Origin of the sequence: Bradyrhizobium uaiense, from assembly GCF_010811875.1 — a bacterium.
Taxonomy (GTDB): Bacteria; Pseudomonadota; Alphaproteobacteria; order Rhizobiales; family Xanthobacteraceae; genus Bradyrhizobium; species Bradyrhizobium uaiense.
The window spans coordinates 1-11,713 of the sequence record NZ_VKHP01000083.1 but is presented as its reverse complement, the minus strand read 5'-3'; the positions used below and the strand labels follow the sequence as shown (position 1 = coordinate 11,713).

Here is an 11,713-nt window from a genome sequence, read left to right as displayed (position 1 = left end):
GCCGTGACAGGCAGATCCGAAAGAAGTCTCAGTCGTGGGCGGTCCCGGCAGTAAGCGATGGCGGTTGTCGAAGCTGCAGAGAATCGGCGCACACTGCAGGGCCCCACAACAGCTATCCCAGTGGGAGGCAGGAAAGAAAGATGCGCAAGCTACCGATCCTGAAAAGCCTCCATCTGTTTGAGGCAGTCAGCGAGTTTCCAAGCTTCTCAAGGGCAGCCGAGCGGCTAAACATGACCACCGGCGCGGTAAGCTACCAAATGCGTCTGCTTGAGGATTGGTTCGGCAGGAAACTATTCGTGCGCCATAGTTCGGGCGTGCGGCTGACATCCGACGGCGAACAGCTCAAGCGCAGCTGCGCGAGCGCGTTCACCATGCTCGAGAAGGGATGCTACGAGCTACGAAGGCGCCGTGCGGGGCCCTCCGTCGTGGTCGGGTGCTCGACCACGTTTTTGTCGCACGGCCTGTTGCCCCGTATCGGTCGGTTCCGCAAACTCTATCCGGACATTGACCTTGTCTTTGAAACCGAAGCCGATCTTGACGCGCTCGCTGTTGGTGCGTTGGACATATTGTTTGTCGCCGGCCCACTGAAGCAGCCGTTTCCCGACCGCGAGGTGCACGTTTCAAATGAGATGATTGGCCCGGTCTGTGCGCCAGCTGCGCTCGAGGCCATCAAAAGCCCGGAAGATATTCTGTCGCTCTCTCTGTTGCACGACGCCGACAGGCTGGACGCCTGGAGCGAATGGGCCAGCGCAGCTGCAATATGCTTGCAAGAATCGCGCAAGGTCGTCTTCGATACATTTTCTTTGACTATGGAGGCAGCAAAAAGTGGGCTGGGAGCCGCAATATCCTCGCAGATTTTGGTCAGAAGCAATCTTGAGAAAGGAGAGCTTGTAGCGCCATTTGGCTTCGTGCCGGTCAATCGGTCAATCTACATGTTTGTCAACGGACAAGCCCGCAATACCGCGGCTGTCAAACAGTTTGAGCGCTGGGCGCTGTCAGAACTACTGGCCCGGGATCATCAGCCATTGGCTTTTGAAGCTCCAACCCGGCAGATCAAGCAAGCCGCTCGATTGAAGATTCCCGATCGGTCCCTGCTGGCATCGAGTCGTTGATGGCCATCATGGACCTACCAACTGCGGACTGTTCGACGGTAAGACGCAGGAAATCCGTGGCGCGCAGCCAGAAGATCAAGGATTGCAAACACATCGTCGACATAGGCGAGCCCATTCGCGTACTTCGCATGCTCTGGTAAAGGGCCTTCCTTTTCCAAAATCAGAACCGGCGCGGACTGGTGATCCTGCCCAAGCCTCTCGATGAGCGCGGCTCGTGGCCTCGCCCAGGAAATCCGACGAACGTCGAGCCTCGCAGCGTGGCTTGGAAACGCGGATAGCAACCCGTCCAATAGCAAACATTGCCAGCAATAGAATTGTCTTTCCGGGAAGGCCGGATCCGCAAAAGGGTGTTCTAAAATGAACAGCTGATCCCATGGCATGGCGTGGATCCCCGATCTACCGATCGGCAGGACGTGATGTCTGAGAATCCCTTGATCTGACCACCGCGAAGGTCGCAACGGCGAAGGCAACAAATGCGCTCGCCGCACATAGGAGAACGATCATTCCGAGAGCAAGCCGATCACCTAGAAGCGACAAGGCAATGCCATTTCCCGCAACGCCGCTATAGGTGCAACATTGAAATAACCCGGAGAGGCGACCGGCGCGGTCTGGAGCCACTGAAGAAACCATGTGCGCGTGAGCGGCAGCCGCAAATATCTGGCCGAAACCAAGCATCGCGCTGCTGGACGCGATCACCAAAGCCAGGCCGGCATCGAGTGACATCATTGCAAGGCATGCCGCAAGCAGCATCGCGGCTCCGGCAATAGTTGGCAAAGCGCCTAGCAGGTCGTAAATCGGCTTGACGGCCAGCGCGCCCAGCAAGGCCAATACGCCATTAGCCATGACGATCGTCAGTAGTACGCTTTTGTCGAGAACCCCGTCAGCTGTGGCATGTATCGCAGGATAGACGTTGATGATGCCGGCGCCGAGGTTGAGCAGAAAGACAGCCAAGAATGCGGGATAGAGGGGTGCCAAGTCCAGGACGGTTCCGGAGGGGCGCGCCTCAAGCACGGCTGGCGTCCTTCTGAACTGCTGCTTGATGCCAAGGAGCACAATCAAAGACAGGATGATCGCCGATATGTTGAAGGCCAAAACGCCAGGCAAGTGCAATTGATCGGACAGCATGGCACCTGCAAACATTCCCAAGAGATAGGTGAGCCAGTCGATATTGGCGATATTGCGCAGCACCGAGATCATGCCGTCTTCCGATGTAATACGACGGAAGAAAGCAATCTCTGCAGACAAATAGACCGGCTGGACCAGGCTGAGGACGGCCATTGCGGCGTAGCTCAGAAACGAATCGGCTCCGTCGCTGCCGAAGATGGCGAGCAGCGCGCAGATGCGAACAGCATTGACGATCATCATGGCTGAGATCGGATCGCCCCTGTCGACCAACGGCGACAGGAAGAGGCTACCAAGCATGATCGGCGCAAAAGTGACCGCGATGCCGAGACCCGCGGCGCTCATGCCGGATTGCAGAAGGCCGATCAGGATGCCGATACGGAACGCCCAGCCGCCGATCTGGATGATCAAATGCGAGAGATAGATGAACTGCCGTGTGCTCGATCCGCTCATTGTTGACTTAGCTCATCGAGGATATCGGATCGCTTGACGCGGAGGGACAGGTAGATGGCACTGCCTTCGGGATGCGACATCGGTGCGATGAGCCCGCAAGCCAACGATGAACGCTCTGGCAATAGACGGCTTGGCAAAAGGCATCTTATTACCTATCTACCTCCCTGTACCTCCTGTGGCTTCGGTCACTCTCGATAAGACCGGCCAAGGCGCGTCGCTTGCCGGTCAGTCTGTGTTGCAGCGGCTGCCGCGAGAGCATTCGCTAGACCGAGCCGAAGCTCTGAGATGCAGCCATCATTTCCTGAGCGATCCTGTCTCACGCTGCTCGAATGGCAAGAGTGCCATGAGCCGCAAGCTCACATAGGCTTCGCGGAAGATGCAGAAGCTCGGTCCCGCCGCGTGGCAAGGTCAGCCTGCAGGCTTTTCTCAATGTGCTCACGGGTGAGGAGGTAGTCTGGATCTCCCCCGATCTCGACAGCGACCGTCGCGTGGTTCAATGAAATATCCGGCCGGCCCTCGTTGAAGTACTCGATGGCGAGGTTGTTGTGGGTGAGCGCATGCCGAGGGTTGAGTTCAAGGGCTCGAACATAGTGTGCGATGCTCTCGTGCGCCTTGCCAAGCTCGGAATAGGCGAGGCCGAGATTGCTCTGTAGGTCGGGGTTTTTGGGACTGATCTCGGCCGCCGCCAGATAGGACTCCAGAGCAGCTTTAGGCCTGTCCTGCCGCATCAAGATGTTGCCCTTCTCGAAATGAGCTCGCCATTCGTTTGGCTTGATGACAAGTGTCCTATCGAGATCGGCCAGCGCGCCAACGGCATCCCCCATTCTGCTGCGAAGTGCGGCCCTGTTCAGGTGAGCCTCATAATAGGGTGGGCAAAGTTCAATGGCGCGCGCATAGGCCTCCAGAGCCTCAGCTTCCCTTCCAGCCACTTTCGAAAGCAGGTTCCCCAGGTCGTTGTGATACTCTCCATAGTAGGGATCATACGCAATGGCCTCACGCAACTGCTTCTCGGCCCGAGGAAGTTCGTCGATGAGTTCGTAGACCTGGCTGGTGTTGTAGATCAAAATCGATTGGTGAAGCTTGAATCGCTCGTCGCCATACGCCTTGAGCATCTTGCCAAGGCCTTCGGCGCAAAGAGCCAGGGCTTCGTCGTACTTCTGCTGTTTGGCCTTGATGTAAGCATAGGCGTTCTCTGCAAACACCTTGATGTAATCATACTTGTCGTGCCCCCTGAAATCCCGCTCGATGGTCTCCAGGTTCCTTAACGCGTACTCTTCGGCCAGCGTGAGGTTGACCGGCTGCTGGTAGCGTCCATACGTCATTGATTGGGCATACAGAACCGTTGGCGTGTATCGGCTCTTTGGGAACGTTTTGTAGAATTCGTCCAAATAGGGAACCGACACCCGCCCGCAGCCGAGTGAGTACAGCACAAAAGCCGCGTTGATGAAGGCGGCATTCACGCTGGCATCCCCGGAGCCGTAGGTGCGAAGCGCAGGGTCGGCGAAAATTTCCCCGAAGTAGCCAAACCAGAGATCGTACAGGCCAATGCTCTGGAGGATCTGACTTGGTTCCGCAAGCAGCTCTAGACGCTTATACTTGTCCCGTACCGATAGCGCATGAAGCATCACGAGAGGCGCCTTGCCTGCCAGATAGCGCTCCAGGCACGCGTCGTGCATCTGCTCGTGCAGATGATCTGCGGTCGCCGGCTCGAAGGTCGCATAGTTTCGCTGCGCGATCAGGTCGGGCGTGGTGCAATCGGATTCAATGTAAGATTTGAGAAGGCTATGCCGTTCCCCGGTGTTGAGGCTGGCCAGATAGAGATCCACGGTCGCGGTCGGGTCGAGATAGCCGACGACTGGTAATCCTGCCGCTGTGCATTTGCTCAAAGCCTCTGCAATCAACGGGTTGCCGCCACTTGCCTCATAGATCTGCCGGTGCTTCTCCGCGGGAAGATCCGGATCAAAGCTTGGCGCCAGCTCTTGCGAGCTATATCTGCCGAAATGAACCTCGCTGGCGTCCGGGAAATAGAGCCGTTGTTCATAATCGATCAGAACGAACCGAAACAGCCGCGCATCGTCGTCCAGCCTGACGAGCAGCTTGATCAGGTTCTTGGCCGAACCGGACAGGGCCGCCGCCCGATCGATGACGATGATGTGACGCTCGTTGAGCTGTCGGGCGCAGTTGATCAGGAATTCGGCTAGTCCGACCAGGAGCTTGTTTTGATATTCATGATGATAGAATCGGGTGCGCTCCTCCTTGCTCGAGGTATTGGTGAGATCCTTCGGCACGGTAAAGGCGTCGCTGACCAGGAGGGGGAATAGCCGCTTCAAGGATTGTTGTGCCGCCTCAACCAGTTTGGGCCTGTTTTCTTTGGCCCACCTTAGTTCGGCGTCAATGAACGCTTGCAGCTCGGCAAGATAGCCGCCGGTCCGCCAGTCGCCGTCAGTGATCGAGAAATTAGAATTGGAGCGCGCGAGTGCCGATTTGATCGTCGGCAGCGGCGCCATGCCCGCTTCCGCCTTTAAAATCGTAATCGCACTGAGCTCAACGGATGCTGATATGGCTGAAACCACGCGCTGCTGGATCAGATCAACCATTTTACTCTCCCGAACTGTCGCAAAAGAGGGTGGCCGAAACGACCACCCTCCGATGCCGCTATGCTCTCATCAGGTAGATGCATCCAAGGCATCTGCCGCACCAACCTAGAGCGTACCCGTGTACGGAGTGGTGGTACGGATCGTGGTCTTGATCTCAGCGATCTTCTTTTTCATCACGTGTTCCTTTCCTTCTCTCGCACGCCAGACCCAAGCGAAAGCGCGGCCAGCCGTGCCGGACAAGAATAGTAAAGTTCTGCACCAATCCGCAGCGAGATTCCTTGGCAGTTGCTGTCAAAAAGATTGAACGCGCGGCTCGGATTGGCTGCCCATTCCGCTTGCGATGCGTTCAGGTAGCAATCTCAATCTCGGCTGCCTTGGGCCGGCTGGTGGCCGGATGAGCCTCGCCGCAACGAGTGTCACGAGGATAGGCACCTTGTGCAGCTCCGCTGCTGCACGTGAATCTCCTAGTGTGGCTGGCTGATGATAGCCTCCCGGTCCCCACACAGGACGTGAACTGGTGCATGTATCCGTTGTGAGACTGCCAGAGACTCTCAGCATGTTGCTTTGACCTGGGCTCTCATCGGGTACCTGGCGCCCCAAGCTCCCTTCGCAGATGGAGCCCTGGCGCCAACCCATTCAGGAAGGCTTCCGGTGAGACAATGGCGCGGTTCAAGTATGACAGTCTGGGGACATAGCTTGGTCAGAACCGGTCGGAATATGGATCTAAAATCTGAGCCGCCCTACCAGAAGTCAGAGTTTCAGCGCTGACCGGCCTCCCAATAAGGTGCGAGGGCGCTCCGATAACCGATTTGAGCTTTCGAAGAAGTTTGACTGATCGCAAGGCACGCTCGTGTGATGCGATCAGTCTTCCCTGCCTTTAGCAAGTGTCCAGCTGCGTGCCTTTGGTGCCATCGATCGCCCAGGATTTGTACCCATTCGCAAATGACGAGCGACATCGATGGTTAAGCAGATACCCGCACTGACCGGTATCCGGTTTGTCGCGGCGGCAGCGGTCGCATTGTCTCACGGCGGCAACGTGTTCTTGCAGGGACCGAGCCTCGGACTCGATATCAGCGTCGGGACACTCGGCCTGCTCGGAATGTCGGTCTTCTTCACGCTGAGTGGCTTTGTCATTCAATATAACTATGGCAGCTCGATTGTGAGGAGCCCCCGGAAAGCGATCCCGGACTTTCTCGTGGCGCGCATAGCGCGAATCTATCCTCTGTTTGTTGTTCTCTTTCTCGTCGAATTGCTGACTGGACCGTTTGTCTGGCCGTGGCTCCTCGGAACCGAGGCGCCGGCCGAAGGATTCTCAACGCACCTTGTCCCGTTTCAACTCGGGATGGTTCAAACTTGGTTCTTTGCAAATATCGCCGGTGTAGCTCCCGTCTGGCAGTACGAGGAGGTCGGCATCGTCTCCTGGTCGGTGAGCACCGAGTGGTTTTTCTATCTCGTTTTTCCGCTCGTTTGCCCTCTGCTTGCGCGGATCAGAACTGTGCCCTCCGCCGTTGTTTGCGCCGTCGGAGCCGTCGCAATCGAGCTTGGCATCGACCTTGCGGTGCTCATGCTGCAGGGCCGCATCAACCTGTTTGCGCTTCATGCCTATGGCACCGAGGCGGCTCTGCCGAACTGGAAGAACACGCTGATCCTCTGGATCGTCTACTTTTCGCCGTTTTGCAGGATGTGGGAGTTCGTTCTCGGCTGTTGCCTGGCAAGGCTCCATGAAGTGTGGTCGGAGCAGGATTTCAGGCCGTCTCGTGCTCTGCTCGACATCGCGGCACTTGTTGGCGTCGGCGCGATTAGCTGGGTGTTCTGGTTTACCGCCCACAAGCCACCATTTGGGGCTTCCATGAGCCTGTTCGATATTACACGCAACAATATCGCTCTGGCGGCGCCGGTTGCGCTCATCCTTGTCGCGGCGGCTCAGCCCGCCAGCACTGCAGGACGGCTGTTGTCAGCAAGGTGGCTTGTCTTTCTGGGCGAGGCCAGCTTTGCCCTTTATCTTATACACATCATCATCTTCCGGCGTTTTCCGGTGGTGCGTTGGGACACGGCGAGTCAACTGCTTGGCCATCTCGGTGCGTTCGCTCTCGCTTTCGCCCTGGCAACTTGCGCCGCGATCCTGTTGCATTTCGGCTTCGAGGTACCGGCCCGCAGGCGAATTCGCGGCGCCTATCAGGCGGCCTCGGCGGAACAGCGCAGACTCCTGATGCGATTGGGAATTGTCGGCTTTGCCGCACTTGTTGGTGCGGCGGCCGCGTATGCACTGCGGGGTGCGGTCGGGAATGTCATCACGCAATCGGGTATTTCGGTTGTTTCCGGCACGTATGGCGGCAATTGCCGCTGGATGTCAGCGCGCGGCAACACCACGGATGCGCTTGCAGAAGCGTGTAATGGTAAGAACGAGTGTGCGTTTCGTACAGAGATGACACGGATTGCTGATCCTGCTCCGGGTTGCGCAAAGGAGTTTGCCGTCGCCTGGTTCTGCAAGGGAGACCGCAGCATTCGCGCAAGCTCGGCTCCGGATGCGCATGCGACGTCGTCGGCTCTGCAACTATCCTGTAACAAGGTGGCGGGCGATGATTGAGCCGCGGGCTGAACGCCCATCCGGATCTCGCCCCTGAAACGAAGATCTGCGACGTCAGGGTCTTGCTGCCGGCCGTCGCACAAAAGAGTCAGGGTCTCAGTCATCGAGCAAGAAAGTTGCGGACGTGACTGCCGCGGCGGACGAGCGTCGTTTTGCCGCCCATCTTGATGGCTGCGAGACTCTTCGCTAGATCACGAAGGTTCACTGATGGAGATGCCGCCGTGGCAACGGGTATTGTGAAGTGGTTCAATTCCAGCAAAGGTTATGGTTTTATTCGGCCGGAGGACGGAAGTGCCGATGTGTTCGTACACATCAGTGCCGTGGAAAAGGCCGGTTACACCACCCTTGAGGAGGGGGCTCGGGTCAGTTACGAGCTCAAGGCCGGGCGCTCGGGCAAGACGTCAGCTGAGGATCTTCGGGTTGGCTGATTGACGTGCACCTCCGGGCTGCCCTCTGCAACTTGTGATCTCGCACCTGTCCGGCGATGCCTTGTATCTGGTGCGCCGGGCGGTCCTTTACGACCGTCGCTTCGGACTGAGGCTTTGCCGCAAGCCCCGTGGCGGCTTCAATCAAGGCATTGCTCGCCGGTGCCACAGCAGTTCCGGATTCTGCCCGCGTTGGAGCAGTATGGACCTGACACAATATCCTCGGTGCCATGAATGGTCCGAACCGTACACTCCTGCTCAGCGGGCCAGGAGGTGTACGCCGCGCATGTCCTTGTAGCAACTTGCTGCACCGGCCGACGCAAAGCTTGTGCTGTCGATTCTAAAACGAGCGCACCGAGGCGAGTTCGTCCGTTATGGACGATACGAGCCTGCGGCGTGCTGATAGCGTGCCCGCTCGAGGACTCCTCGCGCATCAGCCGGCGAGCAATCCCAGGACGCCGGCGCTCGTGGTTAGCCAATATAGTTGAGGTTAACGGCGGCACGTTGTTGACGACGTTTCCCTGATCTTGAACCATTGGACGGGAACTGCACACACAGCCCATCGGAGACACGGCAAGTGTCCTTCCAGCTGACCGTCCTGAAAGTGCTGGCCGGTCAGCCCACCGGGCGGGCCTCTGTTGCCGAAGTCCGACGCGCCGTGGAGATCCTGATGAACAGCGGCCGCGACTGGACCGATCGCATGAAGCGGTTGGCCGAACATGCTCCGGATCTGAATATCTTTTCGGCGAAGTTTGTCTTTCGCGATGCTCTCGGCTGGGAAATTACACAAGAGGGGCGGCAATTCCTGTCTGCACTCGAAAGGGCGGTCGCCGCTCAAAGAGAGCCGCTTCGATCGACCATCGATCCCTCATCCAGCGAAGTCCCTGTGCAAGCGGTCACCGATCCAACAAATTCACTTATTGCTCCCCGCAGTCGCCATCAGAGCTCGCGGCGACGCCGCAGGAAAGGTCGATCCAGTCGACGAACAGCATGAAGCAGGGTTGCCTTAACTTAACTGTCACCCGCACCGGGGGCGAGGCGCGCGGCACTTAACTTGGCAAAAATGCCATCCGGATGGAGAAAGCCCTGCGCGTGATCTGTTGCTCAATAATGTCATGACAGATTTGGCTCCTGTCACTGTGCTGGACCTGGAGGCCTCAGAGGAGGGGAGCGGAGCATTGAAGGGCGATCTCCTCGCCGCTTTCTGAGCGGTTCACAGTGGTCGTTCCGCCGAACAGGACCTGCCCGTGCAAAGTCGTCTGGCGGAAAGGGCAAGGACACGCCGACCCTTGTTGCTAAATGAGGCGAACGCTTGCTTCCAAGGGCTGGGACTGGGGAAATATCTTGCAGTGTAACCTCGGTCATATGCAGTCCCGCTTCTCAACTGGCATTATCAGCGAGACAATTTCTGGTAGGATGTCATGGACGACGAGTTTTGTAGAGAGAGGGCGCGGACCGTGCGGGAACTTGCCGAGCAAGCTGACCCGTTCATCAAGGTGCGCTTGTTGCAGCTGGCCGCCAATTACGAACGGCGCGTTGGTCAGCCAGAGAATCAACTCGAGATCACGCTGACCAGCCGGCACTGAGGTCACCCATTTTCCCGCCCTAAAATTGAGAGATGGCGCTACGAGTCATCGGGCCGGGATCTTTCTTGGTGGTGCGCTTGTGCCGATTCTCGCAGCTACCGCCAATCTCAAGGCGCCGGCGCGACAAGTCCGGCGGCTCGTCGAGGAGGCAGCGGCCTCCGCCGCAGAATAGGGGGCCCGTGCTCAGGGCATTGCGGGCTGATCTCCTTGGTCGTTGTTCATGCCTCCCACACGAAGGTGGTGTGGCGCTAGCAAAGGCGCCTCGGACGGGCTGGGCCAAGTGATTTCGTCACTTATCAACCGTTCGCCCCCGTCCTTCTATAGCCCCACGTGGCTGGAGAACCGAGGCGCGGTATTTAGAAACCCTTGCGGGGCTATAGCATAAAGTAATATATTATGAGGCAAGGAGATGCGTATGGCCACGAGTTATACTGTCGGCAAGCACTACGAGAGCTTCATCAAGGATCTCGTCGACAGCGGTCGCTATGCAACCGCTAGCGAAGTGATGCGGGAGGGACTGCGCCTTGTTGAAGAACGCGAGGAGCGTCGCAAGGCGAAGCTTGAAGCATTGCGTGCTGCCATACAGGAAGGCCTTGAAAGCGGTCCGGCCGAGCCGTTTGAGCCCGGCGAACTGGTCGAACAAATTAAGGCCCGAGGACGTGAACGGCTGAGAGCCGGGAAGCATGGCGGGTAATCTCACCAGGCGGCCCTAGGCCGAGACCGACCTGGACGAGATTTGGCTCTTCATCGCATCAGACAATATCGCCGCTGCGGACCGCGTGCTCGATCGAATCGGCAACGTCTTTCAGATGCTTGCCGAGAATCCACTGGCGGGCCGACAGCGGCCCGAGTTGGGTATGAGCATTCGGAGCTTCCCGGTCGGCAACTACGTACTCTTCTACGAAGCGTTTCCTAACGGCGTTGAGATGGTGCGAGTGCTGCACGGTGCTCGCGATATCACGCCGGAAGATCTCGACTGAGAACTTGCTTTGTCAAGGACGCCATCCGATCCAAGATTGTCGGCGGGCGTGATACAGCGGAGGCTGGCGCGCGCACGGCGGACTCTCCACTTCCGATCGCGCGCTCGATGCGTATTTCGCAAAAACGGGACAGTGGTTTCGCTAACTGACGGACAGCAGTTTCGCTAAATCGCGGACAGCGTGGCGGCGCTGGCTTTTGGTTGCCTGGTTGTTGAAGTCAGTTGGTATTCGTTTCGCTGTTTTCGACGTCGGTCAAGGGGCGCGCGGCTTTTTTCCTTCGCATGCTGTCGCCTTCGAGAGCGATGCGGTGGGAGTTGTGGATGATCCGGTCGAGGATAGCGTCTGCGATGGTTGGCTCGCCGATCATGTCGTGCCATTGGGCAACGGGCAGCTGGGCGGTAATCAAGGTCGATTTGCGCCTATAGCGCTCTTCGAAGATTTCGAGGGGATCAAGGCGCTGCTGATCATTGAGGGTGTGGGTGCCCCAGTCGTCGAGGATGAGCAACTGGACCCGTGCGAGCTTGTCGATGAGGCGCGGGAAGCGACCATCGAGACGGGCCATGGCGAGGTCTTCGAACAGGCGCGGCATACGCAAATAAAGGACGGAATGATCGAGCCTGGCCGCCTGGCGTCCGAAGGCGCACGCCAGCCAGGTTTTACCAGTCCCGGTCAGGCCGGTGATGATGAAGTTCTCATGGGCTTTCAGCCAAGCGCCTTGCGCCAGTTGCAGGGTGTTGCGCCGGTCAAGGCCGCGGCGGGACGCGAAGTCGACGTCTTCGATACAGGCGTCGACGAAGCGCAGCTTGGCTGCGGCGAGGCGATTGGTCAGGCGCCGGTCGGCACGCATGGCG

The 11,713-nt window shown here is 58.1% G+C and carries 11 protein-coding genes; 7 read left to right on the top strand and 4 right to left on the bottom strand.

Translation table 11 applies throughout. From position 1 onward, the window contains the following. Positions 1 to 140: 140 nt before the first annotated feature. Positions 141 to 1,112 carry a LysR substrate-binding domain-containing protein gene (locus FNJ47_RS20575; protein WP_163156279.1) on the top strand — a complete coding sequence of 324 codons (972 nt, stop codon included), beginning with the start codon at positions 141 to 143 and terminating at the stop codon, positions 1,110 to 1,112. A 14-nt stretch (positions 1,113 to 1,126) separates the two neighbouring features. On the opposite strand, the gene FNJ47_RS20570 is transcribed toward FNJ47_RS20575, so the two are convergent. The 3 genes from FNJ47_RS20570 to FNJ47_RS20560 form a co-directional block, all read right to left on the bottom strand. Beyond that, positions 1,127 to 1,492 (bottom strand): DUF3088 domain-containing protein, encoded by a 366-nt coding sequence (locus tag FNJ47_RS20570; RefSeq protein ID WP_163156277.1) that lies wholly within the window; start codon positions 1,490 to 1,492, stop codon positions 1,127 to 1,129. 16 nt (positions 1,493 to 1,508) lie between these two features. Further along, entirely contained in the window at positions 1,509 to 2,687 is a 1,179-nt protein-coding gene (locus tag FNJ47_RS20565; protein WP_163156275.1) for an MFS transporter, read from the bottom strand. A gap of 356 nt (positions 2,688 to 3,043) precedes the next feature. Further along, entirely contained in the window at positions 3,044 to 5,284 is a 2,241-nt protein-coding gene (locus FNJ47_RS20560; protein WP_163156273.1) for a tetratricopeptide repeat protein, read from the bottom strand. Positions 5,285 to 6,242: 958 nt separating this feature from the next. On the opposite strand from FNJ47_RS20560, the gene FNJ47_RS20555 reads away from it, so the two are divergent. The 6 genes from FNJ47_RS20555 (at position 6,243) to FNJ47_RS20530 (ending at position 10,862) form a co-directional block, all read left to right on the top strand. Next, the gene (locus FNJ47_RS20555) at positions 6,243 to 7,871 is read left to right on the top strand and encodes an acyltransferase family protein (protein ID WP_163156272.1); all 1,629 of its coding nucleotides are present in this window, start codon (positions 6,243 to 6,245) and stop codon (positions 7,869 to 7,871) included. Positions 7,872 to 8,092: 221 nt separating this feature from the next. After that, positions 8,093 to 8,299 carry a cold-shock protein gene (locus tag FNJ47_RS20550; RefSeq protein WP_347341694.1) on the top strand — a complete coding sequence of 69 codons (207 nt, stop codon included), beginning with the start codon at positions 8,093 to 8,095 and terminating at the stop codon, positions 8,297 to 8,299. A gap of 574 nt (positions 8,300 to 8,873) precedes the next feature. Further along, positions 8,874 to 9,290, top strand: a complete 417-nt coding sequence (locus FNJ47_RS20545) for a hypothetical protein (protein ID WP_163156270.1) — start codon at positions 8,874 to 8,876, stop codon at positions 9,288 to 9,290. Between the two features lie 427 nt (positions 9,291 to 9,717). Further along, on the top strand, positions 9,718 to 9,882 hold the full coding sequence (locus FNJ47_RS20540; RefSeq protein ID WP_163156268.1) for a hypothetical protein: 165 nt from the start codon (positions 9,718 to 9,720) through the stop codon (positions 9,880 to 9,882). Between the two features lie 415 nt (positions 9,883 to 10,297). Beyond that, entirely contained in the window at positions 10,298 to 10,576 is a 279-nt protein-coding gene (locus FNJ47_RS20535; protein WP_083992287.1) for a type II toxin-antitoxin system ParD family antitoxin, read from the top strand. Between the two features lie 31 nt (positions 10,577 to 10,607). Continuing rightward, the gene (locus FNJ47_RS20530; RefSeq protein WP_157348633.1) at positions 10,608 to 10,862 is read left to right on the top strand and encodes a type II toxin-antitoxin system RelE/ParE family toxin; all 255 of its coding nucleotides are present in this window, start codon (positions 10,608 to 10,610) and stop codon (positions 10,860 to 10,862) included. 217 nt (positions 10,863 to 11,079) lie between these two features. On the opposite strand, the gene istB is transcribed toward FNJ47_RS20530, so the two are convergent. Continuing rightward, positions 11,080 to 11,713 (bottom strand): IS21-like element helper ATPase IstB (gene istB, locus FNJ47_RS20525; RefSeq protein WP_175068399.1); only part of this gene is annotated, 634 nt, incomplete at its 5' end.